This window comes from Rhizobium sp. CNPSo 3670 (genome assembly GCF_057784555.1).
The window spans coordinates 156,436-174,121 of sequence record NZ_JBXSOL010000006.1 but is presented as its reverse complement, the minus strand read 5'-3'; the positions used below and the strand labels follow the sequence as shown (position 1 = coordinate 174,121).

Below are 17,686 nucleotides of genomic sequence, written 5' to 3'. Positions count from 1 at the left end.
CGCCGATGCAAACGCTGGCAAAAATCGTCAACTGGATCGTGCGGGTCACCGGCTATGCCGTAGGCGCCATTTTGATTCTCGCTGTCGCGGCACTTGCGATCTTCGGCTTCACCTCCTTTGGCGCCCGCATCGTCACCGAAAGGATCGCCTCCACTCTTTCCAACCGCGACATGACGATCAAGGTGCGCGAACCGGAAGGGCTTTTGACTGGCGGGCTTCGCGCCGCCGAAATCTCCCTATCCGACACCAGGGGCGTTTTTGCGGAAATTCACGGCGTGGCAATCGATTGGAACCCGCTGGCGCTGCTGACGGGAACATTCCACGCCAAGCGTTTCCAGATCGACACGATCAACGTGCTGCGCAAGCCGGTGCGCACCCTGCCTTCGCGGCCCGGCGCCGAAAATTCCGGCGGCTTCGCACTTCCGGTCAAGATCGATGTCGACCATGTGGCCCTGCCCGATATCAATCTGGCCGAAGCTTTTGCCGGGCGCGCCTTCGCGCTCGCCGCCAACGGCAGCCTTTCGGCCGATGGCGACGGCGGCGAAGCGATGGTCAATGTCAGCCGCCACGCGGTTCCGGATGCGCGCCTTACTGCCGATATCGCCTATGCGCCGGCCGAAAACCGGCTGCGGCTGAAGGCTGAGCTTGCCGAGCCGAAGGGTGGGCTGTTGGCAGGCTTCCTCGGCCTGCCTGACAATCCTGCCGTCAACATCGACCTCGACGGTCAGGGACCGATATCCGACTGGACGGGCAAAGTGCAGGCTGCGCTCGACGGACAGCAGCGCGCTGCAATCGAGGGCCGGCATGCGATTGGCACAGACGGACTGCACCATCTCGATCTCAAGGGTGGCGGTGACCTGAGTTCGCTTCTTCCCGCGGCATTCCGGCCGCTTTTCGCCGGCCAAACCAATATCGACCTTGCCGCCACCTTCGACGATCATGGCAAGCTCGATATCCAGACCGGCAACATCGCCACCGGCGGCGTCGTCATCGCCGCATCGGGCGCGCTTGATCCGGCCGGCAACAACAGCCTGAACGCCAATCTCCTCGGCACATCCGGCCCCGTCGATTTCCGCTGGCCGCTCGCCGAAGGCGAAGCGCGCTTTCTGATATCAGGCCTCAACCTGGCTCTAACAGGCGAGGCGCAGACCGCCCGACTGAGCCTCAGCGGCTCGCTCGACAGCGCAACCCTGCCGCAGGCCGATATCGGCAACGTCAAGCTGACAGCAAAGAGCGACGCCTTCAATCTTGCCGGCCGTTCCGGCAGCGTTCAGCTACGCCTCGTGGCCGGCGACGCAACCTTTGCCGAGCCGAACCTCAACCGCGCAGTTCAAGGCCCTATCACGATCGCGGCGCCGCTCCAGATTTCGCCGGGCGACATCGGCTTCAACGGCACCACCGTCGAAAGCGCCAATATCAACGGCAGCCTCAACGGCTCCTATCGGCTGGCGGACCGCGCGCTGACCGGCAATGTCAAGCTGAGCGTCGAACCGGCGGCCCTGCCGGCCGCGGCGACGAGCAGGTTCGATCAGCCGATCTTGGTCGAAAGCCAGGTGACCGGCACGATCCCGTCGAAATTCGCGCTGTCCAACCTCGTCCTGAAATCCGGCACGCTTGAAGCTGCCGGCAACGTCGCGCTCGACGGCTCGATGTTGAACGCCGATCTTTCAGGCCGGCTGCCCGATATCGGCAAGCTGATGACAGGCGCGAGCGGCGGAGCAGGTTACGCGCTGAGGATCGGAGGCGAACTGCCGGCGATCTCCGTGACAGCCAATATCAAGGCTCCCAGCCTTGAGATAGCTGATCGCGCGCTCGCCGACGTCAATATCGATCTGTCGGGTGTCGCCGATCCCAAGGCACCGCAGGGGAAGTTTGCGGCCACCGGCACGATCGACGGACAGCCGCTCGGCATCAACGGCGACATCCGTTCTGAAAACGGCAAGACGAGCATTCCCGCACTGACCGCCGATGTCGGCGGCAACCGGCTGACCGGCAATCTGGAGCTCTCGCCCTCCTTGACACCCTCGGGCGGGTTGACCTTCGATCTTCCCAAGCTCGGCTTGCTGGCCGCGCTCGGCGGACAGAAAGCCGAAGGAGACCTCAAGGGCTCGCTCGGCATCGATAGCCATGACGGCAAGATCGCGCTCAAGCTCGTTGCGTCAGGTGCCTCGATCCGCCGCGATACGCTGGCGATCGCTAAGCCGGATATCGACCTCACGGTCAGCGATCTCAGCACCCTCGCGGCAAACGGCACGCTCAGGGCCGAGGAGGTAGCTGCCGGAGCGAACAAACTTGGCGGACTTTCTCTCAGCTTTACCAAGCAGCAAGACCGCACCAACTTCGACCTCGATGCTGCCTATGACCGCAATCCCGTGATGGCGGACGGCACCATCGAGATGGCCGCTGGCAATATCGGCCTCAACCTCGATCGGCTCTCGGCAAGCCCCCGCAATATTCCGATCGAACTCGCTGCGCCGACGCGGGTCACGGTCACCGGCGGCGTCGCCAATCTGGACGGACTGACGTTGAAGACCGGCACCGGCTCGGTATCGGTTACCGGTTCGGCCGGCGAAACGCTGAATCTCGATGCCATCATCAAAGAGCTGCCAGCATCACTCGTCGACGGTTTCGTGCCGAATCTTTCGGCTGGCGGCACGATCTCGGGAACGATTGCCGTGACGGGAACGCCGGCAGCACCCATCGCCGATTTCAAACTCGACTGGAAGGATGCGACCACAGGACAGCTCAAGGGCGCGGGCCTGGCACCGCTCGGCATCATCGCCAACGGTAAATTCGTCGACAAGAAGCTCGATTTCGACACGACAATCACCGGTGCGGACAGCCTGTTGCTCAAGGCCCGCGGCGACGTCGGGCTCGCTGATCCGACGGCGCCGGTGCTCGATATCGATGCCGATATCCTCAACCTGCCGGCGCAGGTCGCCAATGGTTTCGTTTCCGATCTCGCCGCCGAGGGCGCCATCACGGGAAAGGTGACTGCCTCCGGTTCGCTTAAGGCTCCGACCGCCAATTTCGATCTCGCCTGGAAAAACGCTGCCACGAGCCACACAAAGCGGGCCGGCCTCGCGGCTCTTGATGTGACCGCGTCCGGCAAATTCGCGGACTACAAGCTCGATTTCGACGCCGCAGCCATCGGCGCTGACAGACTCTCGCTCAAGGCAAACGGCAACGTTGATATCGCCGAGGCGACGATCGGCGACATCAAGGTCGATGCAACACTGAACAATATCCCCGCAGCTATTGCCAACGGCTTCGTTCCCGATCTCGCAGCGGAAGGCGCTTTCTCCGGAACGGTCGCGGCCAGCGGGTCGCTTGCAGCTCCGATCGCCGATTTTGATCTCCATTGGCAAAGCGCCGCGACGAGTCACACGAAACGAGCCGGCCTTACCGGTCTTGAAGCTAGGGCGTCCGGAAAGTTCGCCGACAACAAGCTCGATTTCGACGCTGCGGCCAGCGGCGCCAACAACCTCTCGCTCAAGGCAAACGGCAACGTGGACATCACCGGAACGACGGTCGGCAGCGTCAAGGTCAACGCAACACTGGACAATATCCCGGTGGCTATTGCCAACGGCTTCGTTCCCGATCTCGCAGCGGAAGGTGCTCTCTCCGGAACGGTCGCCGCCAGCGGGTCGCTTGCGGCTCCGATCGCTGATTTTGATCTCCATTGGCAAAACGCCGCGACGAGCCACACGAAACGAGCCGGCCTAACCGGTCTTGATGCCACGGCGTCCGGCAAATTTGCCGACAACAAGCTTGATTTCGACGCCGTGGTCGCCGGCGCAGACAGCCTCTCGCTCAAGGCGAACGGCAATGTCGCCGTGACCGGCACGACGATCGGCACCGTCGCGGCCGATGCGACGCTGTCAAATATCCCGGCAAGCCTGGCAAACAGCTTCGTCGCCGATCTCGCCGCCGAAGGCACAGTCTCGGGGAGGATCTCGGCTGCGGGCTCGCTTTCCGCCCCGACCGCCAATTTCGACCTCAATTGGAAAGACGCTGCGACGAGCCACACGAAGCGTGCCGGCCTTGCGGCTCTCGCCATGACCGCATCGGGGAAATTCGCCGATAACAAGCTGGATTTCAACGCGGCCGCCGGTGGCGATCAAGGTCTCTCATTGAAGGCCATGGGCAATGTCGCTCTCGCTGGTACGGCGATCGACAGCGTGAAGGTCGATGCCGAAATCGTCAAACTCCCGGCTGCTCTCGCAAATGCCTTCCTCCCCGATTTGGCGGCCGGCGGCACGATATCAGGCACGCTCTCTGCAGCCGGAACACCCGCTGCACCCAAGGCCGATTTCAAGCTCGACTGGGCGGACGCCGCAACTAGCCACACCAGAAGCGCGCATCTTTCCGGCCTCGCGCTTGCCGCGTCGGGACACTTCGCCGACAACAAGCTCGACTTCAACACCAATCTTGGCGGCAAGGACGGTCTCTCACTGAATGCCGCGGGCAATGTGGCGATATCGGGCACTTCGGTCCGCAACATTGACGTCAAAGCCGATCTCGCCAATCTGCCCGCGAGCCTTGCCAACGGCTTCGTTCCCGGTCTTGCCGCCGAGGGCACCGTGTCGGGAACAGCATCCGCATCCGGAGCGCTGCCGAAACCCGCCGTCGATTTCAAGCTCGATTGGAAGAACGCCGCCACCGCCCAGACCAGGAGCAGCGGTTTGTCGGGCCTGAGTGCCGCGGTCACCGGCAAGTTCGCCAATGACAGGGTCGACTTCGATGCTAGCCTTGCCGGCAAGGACGGCATGTTGGCCAAGGCGGCGGGTGGCGCGACGATCGCGGGAACCGCGATACGCGACCTTTCGATCAATGCCGATATTCCGGCGCTGCCCGCAAATATCGCCAATGCCTTTGTTCCCGGCCTCGGTGCCGAAGGCACGCTGTCGGCGAGCGCCCAGACCTCGGGAACGCCGGCAGACCCGATCGTCGATTTCAAGCTGAACTGGAAAGATGCCGCGACCAGCCACACCAAGGCCGCCGGCCTCTCCCGCCTTGCCTTGGCGGCGACGGGAAAATATGCCGGCGACCGGCTGGATTTTGATGCCGACCTCAGCGGCGGTGGCGGCATTTCGCTGAAAGCCGCTGGTAATCTTTCCATTGCAGGCACAACGATCCGATCGATCGACGTCACTGCAAACGCCTCCAATGTTCCGGCCGCCATCGCCAACGGTTTTGTTCCTGGCATAGGAGCCGAAGGCACGATCTCGGCGACGGCCAAAGTGACTGGCACGCTGAGCTCGCCCGTGGTGGACTTCAAGGTCGACTGGAAGAATGCCGCAACGAGCCAGACGAAGGGCGCCGGTCTTTCGCCATTCACCATCGGCGCATCCGGCAAGCTTGCCGATAACAGGCTGACGGCCGACACCAACCTTACCGGCGACGCCGGTATGTCGCTGAAAGGCGGCGGCAGCGTCGTGACATCGGGCAACCGCGCCCTCGACATGCGCTTCAACGGCAATGTTCCCTTCGCCGTGCTTGGCGCCCCGCTCGCACAGCAGGGCTTTGTCGCCGACGGCGTCGCCAAGGTCGATCTTAAGATTGGCGGAACGGCCGCAGCCCCCGTCATCAACGGCACGGTCTCGACATCAGGCGCCAAGCTTGTCGACGTCAGGCGCAATCTTGCCGTCAACAATCTCGCAGCCACAGTCACCTTCAATGGCAACCAGGCCGTCATCTCGCGCCTCAGCGGCAATCTGGGCGGCGGCGGCACGATTTCGGCAAGCGGTACCATCGGCATCCAGCCCGCCGGCGGATTTCCCGCCGACATTTCGATTAAGCTCGACAAGGCCGTCTATGTCGACGGAACACTTGTCGTCTCGACCGTCAACGGGACGGTCGGCCTGCGCGGGCCGATCCTGAGTGCGACGCTGAGCGGCAAGCTTCGGCTGGACAAGACCTCGATCACCGTCCCGGAAAGATTGCCGACCTCACTCCGTGAAATCGACATCCGGCATAAAAACGCACCGCGAGCGGTGCTGGCGCAGCTGCGCGATGACGGTGAACGGAAGCCGGGCGAGAAGTCCTCGACTATCACACTCGACCTCGAAATCGATGCGCCCTCGCAGATCTTCGTGCGCGGCCGCGGCATCGATGCCGAGCTTGGAGGTCTCGTGACGATTCGCGGAACGGCGGCAGCACCGATCGTCACCGGTGGCTTTACAATGCGCCGCGGCCGGCTCACCATTCTCAATCGTCGCCTCAATTTCTCCGACAAGAGCAAAATCACCTTTGCCGGCGACCTGACGCCGGCGCTTGACATGGAAGCGACCTCCACCTCCGGCACGACGACCCTGACGGTCGATGTCTCAGGACTTGCCACCGATCCGTCAATCACCTTCTCCTCCTCGCCGCAGCTGCCGCAGGACGAGGTGTTGGCGCAGCTGATCTTCGGCCAGTCGATGTCGAAGCTCTCGCCGGTGCAGATCGCCCAGCTCGCCGACGCCGTCAGCCAGCTGGCCGGCAACCGCTCCACCTCGCTTTTCGAGGGTCTGCGCAACCAGCTCGGCGTCGACGATTTCGACATCAGCACCGACGCGAAGGGCCAGACGAGCGTCAGCGTCGGCCGCTATCTCAACGACCGTACCTATTTCGAATTGCAGCAGGGCGGCTCGGCCGGCGCCAAGGCAATCATCAATCTCGATGTCGGCCGAGGCGTCAAATTGCGGGGAGCCGCCGGCGGGAATGGCGCCGGCGAAGCGGGCATCGTCTATGAACGGGAATATTAAAGCAGCTTAGAAACCCGTCTTGCTCGTTTTAAGAAGAATGTTGGTCTCGGTCGAATTGATGCCGTTGATCAACCTGATTCGACGCAGCGTCTCGTCAAAGGCGGCAAGATCGCGGTCCTCCAGTTCGGCGACGAAATCCCATTTGCCGTTGGTGCTGTGAAGCGCCCGCACCTGCGGCAAGCCCCTGAGCTGATCGGCCACCCTGTCGGCGAGCTTGCCGAGCACCTCGATCATGACGATCGCGCGCACGCCGGCGGATCGCGTCTCGTGACTGGTGCGGATGGTGAAGCCGACGATGGTGCCGCCGGCGACCAGCCGATCGATACGGGCGGCGACCGTCGCCCGCGATGCACCGGTCATTGCCGCGAGCGAGGAGACGGACATGCGAGCATTGTGGCGAAGCGCACTCAGAAGTTCGGTATCGAGATCGTCCACGTCGAACACTTTGTCAAAATAGCTTTATCAATCTGCGCAATCATAATCCATTTCTGGCACTTTTCCATCTTTTTGCCGCCAGCCCTTTATCCCACTATCGGCCGAAAACAGGCCTCAAACGGAGCCCTCGAATGAATGCGCAATCGCGATCTGTCACCCTCATCGGCGCACCCTTGGAAGAAGGTTCGGGTCGGAGAGGCGCCGCCATGGGCCCTGCGGCCCTGCGGATCGCCGGCGTCGACCAGACCCTAATTGATCTCGGCCACGACGTCGCCGATATCGGCGATCTCTCTATCCTGCCGGCGATGGATCTGCCGAATCATCCGAAAGCCCATAATCTGAGGATCGTCGGTGCCTTCACCCGCGCATTGGAAAGCAGCGTCTATGACGTCGCCGCCGCCGGCCGCTTTCCGCTGATTCTCGGCGGCGATCACAGCCTGTCGATGGGCAGCGTCTCCGGCATGGCGCGTTATGCCGCCAGCAAGGAGCGCCCGCTCTTCGTGCTCTGGCTCGATGCCCATGCCGATTTCAACTCTCCGGCAACGTCACCCTCCGGCAATATTCACGGCATGCCTGTTGCCTTCTTCTGCGGCGAGGCGGAGTTCGCCGAAATCCTCCCGAAGGACCGGCCCTTCGTCGACCCGAAGAATGTCTTCCAGGTCGGTATCCGTTCGGTCGATGCGCGCGAGCGCGAGGAAATCCATGAACACGGCGTCAACGTCTTCGACATGCGGGCGATCGACGAGCAGGGCATCGGCGCCATCATGCGCGAGATTCTCGCTGTTGTCGCAAAGGCCAACGGCCTGCTGCATGTCAGCCTCGATCTCGACTTCCTCGATCCCGACATCGCGCCCGGAGTCGGCACGACGGTGCCTGGCGGTGCGACCTTCCGCGAAGCGCATCTTGTCATGGAAATGCTTTCCGACAGCGGCCTCGTCTCGTCGCTTGATCTCGTCGAGCTCAATCCGTTCCTCGATGATCGCGGCAAGAGCGCCCGTATACTGGTGGAACTGACGGCAAGCCTCTTCGGCCGCCGCATCTTCGATCGTCCGACACGCGCCGCATAGACAAGCTGAGGGAGAAGCGCCATGAACACTTCGGAAAAACTGATCGCAACGGAACAGCGGCTCGGCGCCCACAACTATAAGCCGCTCGACGTGGTGCTGACGCGTGGCGAAGGCGTGTATGTCTGGGATACCGACGGCAATCGTTATCTCGATTGCCTCTCGGCCTATTCTGCCGTCAATCAGGGCCATTGCCACCCGATGATCCTCGCCGCCATGGTCGAACAGGCGGGCAGGCTGACGCTCACATCCCGCGCCTTCCGCAACGATCAGCTCGCCCATCTCTACGAGGAGCTTGCGGCGCTGACGGGCTCGCACAAGATCCTGCCGATGAATTCCGGCGCTGAAGCGGTGGAGACCGCCATCAAGGCGGTGCGCAAATGGGGTTACGAGGTCAAGGGCGTTCCTGAAGGCAAGGCGGAAATCATCGTCTGCGCCGACAATTTCCATGGCCGCACGCTGAGCATCATCAGTTTCTCCACAGACCCCGACGCCCGCACCAGCTTCGGCCCCTACACGCCGGGCTTCCGCATCATTCCCTTCGGCGACGCCGAGGCATTCGAGGCCGCGATCAACGGCAATACCGTGGCAGCCCTGATCGAGCCGATCCAGGGCGAAGCCGGCGTCATCATCCCGCCGGCCGGTTATTTCACCCGCATCCGCGAGCTCTGCACTGATAACAACGTCACTCTGATCCTCGATGAGATCCAGACCGGCCTCGGCCGTACCGGCAAGCTGCTGGCGGAGGAGCACGAAGGCATAGAGGCCGATGTGACGCTGATCGGCAAGGCGCTTTCCGGGGGCTTCTATCCCGTATCCGCCGTCCTTTCCAATTCCGAGGTGCTGGGCGTGCTGAAGCCTGGCCAGCACGGCTCGACCTTCGGCGGCAATCCGCTCGCCTGCGCGGTGGCGCGCACGGCCCTCAAGGTGCTCGTGGAGGAAGGCATGATCGAGAACGCCGCCGCGATGGGCGATTATTTCCTCGAAGGCTTGAGGTCGATCCGCTCCAACATTGTCAGAGATGTACGTGGCCGTGGCCTGATGATGGCGATCGAGCTGGAGCCCGAAGCCGGCGGCGCGCGGCAATATTGCCATGCGCTGAAGGAGCGCGGCCTTCTCGCCAAGGACACCCATGACCACACGATCCGCCTCGCTCCGCCACTTGTTATAACGAGGGAGCAGGTCGATTGGGCCGTCTCGCAGATCGAAATGACGATCGGCTGAAGTAGAGCGAGGCGGAAAGCTTCACACTCCCGTTCCCGATTTAGATTTGGGCAACACTCTTGCGTTAATGTCGTCGCTAACCGTAACGATGCTTTGAGTGCAAAGTCATCGCGTGGTGTGAAGGCAAAGCTCGTCCGCGCCAATGGTGGCGCACCCGCTTCTGCTTTGGCTTACGACAGTTGGGAAGAATTCTAATGGCCACGATCAATTCCACTAGCTTCAGCGGCGATACGCTCGAGATCATTGCCTTCCGCCTGCATGATCAGGAATTTTGCGTCAAGACCACGACCATTCGCGAAATCCGCGGCTGGGCGCCTTCGACGCCGATCCCGCATTCGCCGGCCGACGTCATCGGCGTCATGAACCTGCGCGGTTCGGTCATCCCGATCATCGATCTCGCCTATAAGCTCGGCATGAAGAGCACAGTCGCCAACGAACGCAGCGCCATTGTGGTCGCCGAAGTTCATAGCATGGTCATCGGCATGCTCGTGGACCGCGTCTCGGATATTCTCACCATCTCATCCAGCCAGGTTCAGCCGGTGCCAGAGGTGACGGCCTCCTTCGACCGCGCGTTCTGCGAAGGCATCATCGCCTCCGAAAACGGCATGATCTGCTTCCTGAACCTCGCCAAGATGTTCAAGGAAAATGAGACGGATGAACTGGCTGCCTGATCTGCCGGAACAATTGGATATCGGAAAACCGCCGCTTTCGGCGGTTTTTTATTGCCGCCGACTTTCTTGGAGCGCCGCGACCTCGCCATCCCTCAGAACCACTTGTCCGGAAGCGGCCTGACCAGCGCGTTGGCGATGAGACCGGGCGCCGGCATGACGGCAAGGATATACATGGTGCCGGTATAGAGGGCAGTGGCGCGTGCGCAGGCAGTTTGCTGCTGTCTCCCCTCCGGCAGACACCACTTTGAATTACCGGACCCGGTTTGCCTCCGCCTCCGGCTTGCGGATCAGTGGAGCGGCCTGAAGCACGAGAGCATCCAGGCCATTCTCCTCTTTCTCGAGAATTTCAAACAACTGCCGCCGCATGCGCGGCTCCCAGAATTTGTTGATGTGCGTGGCGACGCCTTGCGCGGCCTCGTCTTGCGGCTGGCTTTTGAAAAAGGTGGCGATCTGGTTTGCCATATAGACAAGCTTGGTTTTGGTATCATGCGACATCGGCGATGCTTCCGGGCGAGATGCGGTGCGGGTGTGTGAAAATCTCGAAATCTTCGCCGCGCACCAGCGCGACGAGCGTCATGCCGGCCGCTTCGGCCGTGCGGATGGCAAGGGCCGTCGGCGCTGAAATGGCAATGAGCGCTGGGCTGCCGAGGATCGCCGCCTTCTGCACCATTTCGACCGACAGCCGGCTGGTGACGACGACCGCGCCGTTTCCGCCGCTTTCGCCGGCGCGAATGACGGCCCCGCAGAGTTTGTCCAGCGCGTTGTGGCGGCCGACATCTTCGCGAACCGCGATCAGCCCGCGGCCGGGAAGGTAGAATCCAGCGCCATGTACGGCCCGCGTTTCACGATGCAGCGGCTGCGCCTCGTTCAGAAATGATACGGCGCGAACGATATCAGCATGAGACAGCGTCAACAGCGATGTCGAGACATCGGGCACCGGCCGCACCGCCTGTTCGATCGATTCGATGCCGCAGAGCCCACAGCCGACTGGTCCGGCCATGCTGCGGCGGCGCGCCCGCAGCCGATCGGCGACGTCGTCGGTAAGGCTGACCTGCACGTCGATGCCCTGCCCCCCCTCGATGATCTCGACGGCGGATATCTCCGCCGGCTTGGCGATAATCCCTTCCGTCAGGCTAAAGCCGACGGCGAAATCCTCAAGATCCGCCGGTGTCGCCATCATCACCGCATGCGAACTGCCGCCATAGGAAAAGGCGATCGGCACTTCCTCGGGCACGATGCGCGAACCGCTGTGCATGACGCCGTTGCGGCGGGCGGTTTCGGGAGCACGCGCCGTGGTGGCGAAAGTCATCACAGACGCCTCCTCTTCTCCCCGAGGAAAGAAGGGAGGATCTCGCCGATAACGCCAAATCGCCCCGGCATCGTCACTCCGCCGCTTCGAGCTTGCCGGCGATGCGGCGCGATTGCCGTGCCTGCTCGTCATATTCGAGCTGCCACTCGCTCGGTCCGTTCGACGGCGAGACCTGCACCGCTGTCACCTTATATTCCGGGCAGTTGGTCGCCCAATCGGAAAAGTCGGTGGTGATGACGTTGGCTTGCGTATTGGGATGATGGAAGGTCGTATAGACGACACCGGGCGCGACACGATCGGTGATCAACGCCCGGAGCGTGGTGTCGCCGGAGCGGCTGGCGAGCTTGATCCAATCGCCATCGCGGACGCCGCGCTGTTCGGCATCGTGCGGGTGGATCTCCAGCCGGTCTTCCGCGTGCCAGACGACGTTCTCCGTCCGGCGTGTCTGCGCTCCGACATTATACTGGCTGAGGATGCGGCCCGTGGTGAGCAGCAGCGGGAAGCGCGGGCCGGTGCGCTCGTCCGTCGCCACATATTCAGTGCGGATGAACTTGCCCTTACCGCGCACGAAACCGTTGACATGCATGATCGGCGAACCGAGCGGGTTCTTCTCGTTGCAGGGCCACTGCACCGAGCCCATCTTGTCGAGGTAATCGTAGGACACAAGCGCGAAACTCGGCGTCGTCGCGGCAATCTCGTCCATGATCTCGGACGGATGGGCATAATTCCAGTCGAGCCCCATGGTCTGGGCAAGCTTCTGCGTCACCTCCCAATCGCCATAACCGTTGCGCGGCGTCATTACCTTGCGCACGCGGTTGATGCGTCGCTCGGCATTGGTGAATGTGCCGTCCTTCTCGAGGAAGGTCGAACCGGGCAGGAAGACATGTGCGTAGTTGGCGGTTTCGTTGAGGAACAGGTCCTGCACGACGACGCATTCCATTGCCGCAAGGCCTGCCGCGACATGTTTCGTGTCGGGATCGGATTGGAGAATGTCCTCGCCCTGGACGTAAAGGCCTTTGAAGGAGCCGTCGACCGCCGCATCGAGCATATTCGGAATGCGCAGGCCCGGCTCGTCGCTGAGCTTCACACCCCAGAGCTTTTCGAAGATGTCGCGCGTGGCATCGTCGGAAATATGCCGGTAGCCGGGCAGCTCGTGCGGGAAGGAACCCATATCGCAGGAGCCCTGCACATTGTTCTGGCCGCGCAGCGGGTTCACGCCGACGCCGGGACGGCCAATATTACCGGTCGCCATCGCCAGATTGGCAATCGCGATGACCGTCGTCGAACCCTGGCTGTGTTCGGTGACACCGAGGCCGTAATAGATCGCACCATTGCCGCCCTTGGCATAGAGCCTTGCCGCACCGCGCAGATCCGCCGCCGGCACGCCGGTGAAAACCTCCGTCGCTTCGGGACTATGCTGCGGTTCGGCGACGAAGGCCGCCCAGTCCTCGAATTCCGACCAGTCGCAGCGCTCGCGGATGAATGCCTCGTCGTAGAGCCCTTCGGTGACGATCACATGCGCCAACGCCGTCATGACCGCGACATTGGTGCCCGGCTTCAGCGGCAGGTGGTAGGAAGCCTCGACATGCGGCGACCGGACGATATCGGTACGGCGCGGATCGATGACGATGAGCTTCGCCCCCTGGCGCAGCCGCTTCTTCAGCCGCGAGCCGAACACCGGATGGCCATCCGTCGGGTTGGCGCCGATGATGACGACGACATCCGAATGTTCGATGCTGTCGAAATTCTGTGTGCCGGCCGAGGTTCCGAATGTCTGGCCGAGACCGTAGCCAGTCGGGGAATGGCAGACGCGGGCGCAGGTATCGACATTGTTGTTGCCGAAACCGGCGCGGACCAGCTTCTGCACCAGATAGGTTTCCTCATTGGTGCAGCGCGAGGAGGTAATGCCGCCGATCGCGTCGCGCCCATATTGATACTGAATCCGGCGGAACTCCGACGCCACATGCGCGAAGGCCTCGTCCCAGCTCACCTCCCGCCAGGGATCGCTGACCTTTTCGCGGATCATCGGGTTGAGAATGCGGTCCTTGTGTGTGGAATAACCGTAGGCGAAGCGGCCTTTGACGCAGGAATGGCCGCGATTGGCTTGTCCGTCCCTCCACGGCACCATGCGCACCAGCTCCTCCCCGCGCATCTCCGCCTTGAAGGAGCAGCCGACACCGCAATAGGCGCAGGTGGTGACGGCCGAATGCTCCGGCTGGCCGATCTCGATCACCGATTTCTCCGTCAACGTCGCCGTCGGACAGGCCTGGACGCAGGCGCCGCAGGAAACACATTCGGAATCCATGAAATTCTCATGCATGCCGGGTGACACGCGGGAGCCAAAACCACGCCCTTCGATCGTCAGCGCGAAGGTGCCCTGCACTTCCTCGCAGGCGCGCACGCAAAGCGAACAGACAATGCATTTGGAGGGATCATAGGTGAAATATGGATTGGACTCGTCCTTCGGCATCCATTTCAGATTGATGTCGCCGTTGCTGCGCGCCTTGACGTGATTGTCGCCCTCATAGCCGTAGCGTACGTCACGGAGGCCGACAGCACCGGCCATATCCTGCAATTGGCAATCGCCATTGGCAGCGCAGGTGAGACAGTCGAGCGGATGATCGGAAATATAAAGCTCCATCACACCGCGGCGGATATCCTTCAATCGTCCGGTCTGCGTGTGCACCACCATGTTTGCCGCCACCGGCGTCGTACAGGAGGCCGGCGTGCCGGCGCGGCCCTCGATCTCGACAAGACAGAGCCGGCAGGAGCCGAAGGCATCAACCATGTCGGTGGCGCAGAGCTTCGGCACCTCGATGCCGGCTTCCATTGAGGCGCGCATGATGGAGGTGCCCTCCGGCACGCTGATCTGCTGCCCGTCAATGGTGAGCGTCACCATGGTTTCGGATTTCGAAGCGGGAGTGCCGTAGTCGATTTCATGGATGAGAGACATGGATTGCACCTCCGCTAGATTTCAGTATCGGGCGCCTTGAGGCATGCCGCTCATCCGCCTGCCGGTTCCTTCTCCCCGCAAGCGGGGCGAAGGGGTATGCCGCACCACCTTCACTCGATACGCGCCCTCGTGGCACGTCCCCTCTCCCCGCAGGCGGGGAGAGGGTTAGGGTGAGGGGCAACTTCGAATAAAAAACCATTACTCAGCCGCCTCCACGACCGGTGCCGGCGAAAAATCTTCCGGGAAATGCGTCATGGCGCTCATCACGGGATAGGGCGTGAAGCCGCCAAGCGCACAGAGCGACCCGAATTTCATGGTATTGCAGAGATCGCCAAGCAGTACCCGGTTCTTCTCCGGCTCGATGCCGCCCGCGATCTTGTCGACCGTCTCGACGCCGCGCGTCGAACCGATGCGGCAGGGCGTGCATTTGCCGCAGCTTTCGACGGCACAGAATTCCATGGCGAAACGCGCCTGCTTCAGCATGTCGGCCGTGTCGTCGAAGACGACGATGCCGGCGTGGCCGATCAGCCCATCCTTGGCGGCGAAGGCCTCGTAGTCGAAAGGCGTATCGAACAGCGCCCGCGGGAAATAGGCGCCGAGCGGCCCGCCTACCTGAACCGCCTTGACCGGCCGGCCGGTCCTCGTGCCGCCGCCGATCCTGTCGACGATATCGCCGAGCGAAAGACCGAAAGCGGTCTCATAAAGCCCGCCATATCTGACATTGCCGGCGATCTGCAGCGGAATGGTGCCGCGCGAGCGGCCCATGCCGAAATCGCGGTAGAAGGCGGCACCCTTCTCCATGATCACAGGCACTGAGGCCAGTGAAATCACATTGTTGATGACGGTCGGACAGTCGAACAGGCCCTTATGCGCCGGCAGCGGCGGCTTGGCGCGCACGATGCCGCGCTTGCCTTCGAGACTGTTCAAGAGAGCCGTTTCTTCACCGCAGACATAGGCGCCGGCGCCGGTGCGCACCTCGATATCGAAGGCGCGGCCCGAGCCAAGCACCGATGGGCCGAGAATGCCGCCCTGTCTGGCAATGCCGATGGCCTCGCTCATCATGGCGATCGCATGCGGATATTCCGAACGGGTGTAGACGAACCCCTTCGTGGCGCCGGTCGCAAGCCCCGCAATCGCCATGCCCTCGATCAAGACGAAGGGATCGCCTTCCATGATCATCCTGTCGGCAAAGGTGCCGCTATCGCCCTCGTCGGCGTTGCAGACGATATATTTGCGTTCGCCGCTGGCATCGAGAACGGTCTTCCACTTGATGCCGGTGGGAAAACCGGCGCCGCCGCGTCCGCGCAGGCCGGAATCCGTGACTTCCTTGACGATTTCGGCAGGCGTCATCGAAACGGCGCGGCGAAGGCCGGCAAGGCCGCCATGCGCCTCATAATCGCCGAGCGAAAGCGGGTCGGTGATGCCACAGCGGGCGAAGGTCAGGCGGGTCTGTTCCTTCAGGAACGGGAGGTCTTCAACCTCCCCGAGACAGAGCGGATGGCCGCTCCCGTTCAGCATTCCGGCGTCGAACAGAGCAGGCACATCCTTTGCCTTCACCGGCCCGTAGCCGATGCGCTTGCCGGCGGCCTCGACTTCGACCAGCGGTTCCAGCCAGAACATTCCGCGCGAGCCGTTGCGCACGATCTCTGCATCGAAGCCGCGGGCGGCGATCTCCTGGGCAATCGCCTTTGCCACCTTTTCGGCCCCGAGCGCCAGCGCAGCGGCATCGCGCGGAACATAAATCTTGACTGTCATCGACGTGCCTCCGCAACGAGTTCCGCCGCCATCTGATCGTCTACGCGGCCATAAACCTCGCCGTCGAGCATCGCCGACGGGGCGCAGGCACAAAGGCCGAGACAGTAGACCGGCTCCAGCGTCACGGCGCCGTCGAGCGTCGTCTGATGAAAATCGATCCCGAGCAGCGCCTTGACGCGATCAGCCAACGCGTCGCCGCCCGTCGACTGGCAGGCCTCGGCGCGACAGAGCTTCAGCACATGGCGGCCGGCGGGATGGTCGCGATAATCGTGGTAGAATGTCATCACCCCGTGCACTTCGGCGCGCGAGAGGTTCAGTTCCTCCGCAATCACAGGCAGGGCTTCCTGCGGCACATAACCGAATTCTCGCTGAACCTCGTGCAGAATGGGAAGCAGCGGTCCTTCAAGGAAGCGAAGGTCGGCGGCGATGGTCCGCGTACGCGCTGCGATATCGCCTTGGGCGATATGAATGGTCATCAGGCAGCCCTCCCGGCGGCTCGCTCGTTTCGGGATGGCAGGCCTCCCCAGCCGAGCGCCATCGTGCAGACAACATCTCAGGGAAGCCGACGACGATCAATAAAGCTATCTCGTGGATTGATAGGTTTTTTCTATCAGAGTTCCTCGTCCCGCACGAGCACTCTCGCTTCGTGGAGCAGGGCCGAAACGAGCGGGGTGAAGGGCTCCCGATAGGGTGCGACGAGGCCAACCAGATGGTGGGCTTCCGGTTCTACAATCGGAATCATCCGGATCTCCACCGGAAAACCAAAGGATTTGGCCACATTGCGCGGCATGATGCTCGCCCAGCGTCCGGTCCTGACATGCGAGAACAGCACGATCATCGAATTGGATTCGAGCGTCGGATGCACAGTGGCGCCGGCTTCCGTCAGATGCCGGTTGATGATGCGACGGTTCTGCATGTCGGCGGTCAATAGACAAAGCCGAAGATCGCCGACCTCCTTCCAGGTCACATTGTCGCGATCGGACAGCGGGCTGCCTGCAGCCGTGATCAGATGATAGCGCTCGGCATAGAGCGGAACACTGGTGACCCGGCCGAGCGGCTCGTTTTCGAGATAGGTGATGCCGGCGTCGATTTCGAGATTTTCGAGCATGCTCAGCACCTGCAGCGAGTTCCGCGAGACGATCGAGAAGGTCACTCCCGGATGTCGTTCCTGAAAGGGCGTGGTGATGCGCGAAAGCATGGCGAGCGCCGTCGGAATGGCGGCAAGGCGAATATGGCCGGAAAGTCCGCGGCGGGCCGCGCGCATCTCCTCGCGCATGGTGCGGGCATCGCCGACGATGCGCCGGGCCCATTCCAGGACGCGCTGGCCCTCCGGCGTCAGCCCCTGAAAGCGCGAGCCGCGCTGCACCAGCATGACACCAAGCTGATCCTCGAGCTGCCGGATCGCGGCTGAAAGCGTCGGCTGGGAAACCCCGCACTCCTCCGCGGCGCGGCCGAAATGCTTTTCGTTGGCAAGGGCGATGAAAAATTCCAGCTTGTCGATCATCCGGTCTCCCGATCCGGCGCGA

The 17,686-nt window shown here is 62.4% G+C and carries 11 protein-coding genes; 4 read left to right on the top strand and 7 right to left on the bottom strand.

Features of this window, described 5'->3' with window-relative positions; genetic code table 11:
- The first annotated feature begins 5 nt into the window (after window positions 1-5).
- Window positions 6-6,749 carry a translocation/assembly module TamB domain-containing protein gene (locus tag AC13QO_RS08345; protein WP_488540415.1) on the top strand — a complete coding sequence of 2,248 codons (6,744 nt, stop codon included), beginning with the start codon at window positions 6-8 and terminating at the stop codon, window positions 6,747-6,749.
- 6 nt (window positions 6,750-6,755) lie between these two features.
- Here the strand turns inward: AC13QO_RS08345 and AC13QO_RS08340 are convergent, their stop codons facing one another.
- Complete coding sequence (locus tag AC13QO_RS08340) at window positions 6,756-7,193, bottom strand: Lrp/AsnC family transcriptional regulator (protein ID WP_184454824.1); 438 nt, start codon at window positions 7,191-7,193, stop codon at window positions 6,756-6,758.
- Window positions 7,194-7,315: 122 nt separating this feature from the next.
- On the opposite strand from AC13QO_RS08340, the gene rocF reads away from it, so the two are divergent.
- From rocF to AC13QO_RS08325, 3 genes are all read left to right on the top strand, one after another.
- Entirely contained in the window at window positions 7,316-8,251 is a 936-nt protein-coding gene (rocF, locus tag AC13QO_RS08335; RefSeq protein WP_285195327.1) for an arginase, read from the top strand.
- A gap of 21 nt (window positions 8,252-8,272) precedes the next feature.
- Complete coding sequence (gene rocD / locus AC13QO_RS08330) at window positions 8,273-9,472, top strand: ornithine--oxo-acid transaminase (RefSeq protein ID WP_488540414.1); 1,200 nt, start codon at window positions 8,273-8,275, stop codon at window positions 9,470-9,472.
- A 194-nt stretch (window positions 9,473-9,666) separates the two neighbouring features.
- Window positions 9,667-10,143 carry a chemotaxis protein CheW gene (locus AC13QO_RS08325; protein WP_064707940.1) on the top strand — a complete coding sequence of 159 codons (477 nt, stop codon included), beginning with the start codon at window positions 9,667-9,669 and terminating at the stop codon, window positions 10,141-10,143.
- Between the two features lie 249 nt (window positions 10,144-10,392).
- On the opposite strand, the gene AC13QO_RS08320 is transcribed toward AC13QO_RS08325, so the two are convergent.
- From AC13QO_RS08320 to AC13QO_RS08295, 6 genes are all read right to left on the bottom strand, one after another.
- The gene (locus AC13QO_RS08320) at window positions 10,393-10,638 is read right to left on the bottom strand and encodes a formate dehydrogenase subunit delta (RefSeq protein ID WP_285195329.1); all 246 of its coding nucleotides are present in this window, start codon (window positions 10,636-10,638) and stop codon (window positions 10,393-10,395) included.
- Window positions 10,628-11,452, bottom strand: a complete 825-nt coding sequence (gene fdhD, locus AC13QO_RS08315; protein WP_488540413.1) for a formate dehydrogenase accessory sulfurtransferase FdhD — start codon at window positions 11,450-11,452, stop codon at window positions 10,628-10,630. The genes AC13QO_RS08320 and fdhD overlap by 11 nt, the downstream gene beginning before the upstream one ends.
- 73 nt (window positions 11,453-11,525) lie before the next feature.
- Window positions 11,526-14,405, bottom strand: a complete 2,880-nt coding sequence (gene fdhF / locus AC13QO_RS08310) for a formate dehydrogenase subunit alpha (RefSeq protein ID WP_488540412.1) — start codon at window positions 14,403-14,405, stop codon at window positions 11,526-11,528.
- 198 nt (window positions 14,406-14,603) lie between these two features.
- Window positions 14,604-16,160 (bottom strand): formate dehydrogenase beta subunit, encoded by a 1,557-nt coding sequence (locus tag AC13QO_RS08305; protein ID WP_285195332.1) that lies wholly within the window; start codon window positions 16,158-16,160, stop codon window positions 14,604-14,606.
- Window positions 16,157-16,636: a formate dehydrogenase subunit gamma gene (locus AC13QO_RS08300; protein ID WP_488540411.1), complete on the bottom strand. Its 480-nt coding sequence runs from the start codon at window positions 16,634-16,636 to the stop codon at window positions 16,157-16,159. Before AC13QO_RS08300 ends, AC13QO_RS08305 begins: the two co-directional genes overlap by 4 nt.
- A 134-nt stretch (window positions 16,637-16,770) precedes the next feature.
- Window positions 16,771-17,664 carry a LysR family transcriptional regulator gene (locus AC13QO_RS08295; RefSeq protein WP_085779679.1) on the bottom strand — a complete coding sequence of 298 codons (894 nt, stop codon included), beginning with the start codon at window positions 17,662-17,664 and terminating at the stop codon, window positions 16,771-16,773.
- Window positions 17,665-17,686: the final 22 nt, after the last annotated feature.

What these genes read in the sequence shown, in the direction of transcription:
- AC13QO_RS08345 (WP_488540415.1), top strand. Translation starts at nt 6, where the DNA reads ATGCAAACGCTGGCAAAAATCGTCAACTGGATCGTGCGGGTCACCGGC.
- rocF (WP_285195327.1), top strand. Translation starts at nt 7,316, where the DNA reads ATGAATGCGCAATCGCGATCTGTCACCCTCATCGGCGCACCCTTGGAA.
- rocD (WP_488540414.1), top strand. Translation starts at nt 8,273, where the DNA reads ATGAACACTTCGGAAAAACTGATCGCAACGGAACAGCGGCTCGGCGCC.
- AC13QO_RS08325 (WP_064707940.1), top strand. Translation starts at nt 9,667, where the DNA reads ATGGCCACGATCAATTCCACTAGCTTCAGCGGCGATACGCTCGAGATC.
- AC13QO_RS08320 (WP_285195329.1), bottom strand. Translation starts at nt 10,638, where the DNA reads ATGTCGCATGATACCAAAACCAAGCTTGTCTATATGGCAAACCAGATC.
- fdhD (WP_488540413.1), bottom strand. Translation starts at nt 11,452, where the DNA reads ATGACTTTCGCCACCACGGCGCGTGCTCCCGAAACCGCCCGCCGCAAC.
- fdhF (WP_488540412.1), bottom strand. Translation starts at nt 14,405, where the DNA reads ATGTCTCTCATCCATGAAATCGACTACGGCACTCCCGCTTCGAAATCC.
- AC13QO_RS08305 (WP_285195332.1), bottom strand. Translation starts at nt 16,160, where the DNA reads ATGACAGTCAAGATTTATGTTCCGCGCGATGCCGCTGCGCTGGCGCTC.
- AC13QO_RS08300 (WP_488540411.1), bottom strand. Translation starts at nt 16,636, where the DNA reads ATGACCATTCATATCGCCCAAGGCGATATCGCAGCGCGTACGCGGACC.
- AC13QO_RS08295 (WP_085779679.1), bottom strand. Translation starts at nt 17,664, where the DNA reads ATGATCGACAAGCTGGAATTTTTCATCGCCCTTGCCAACGAAAAGCAT.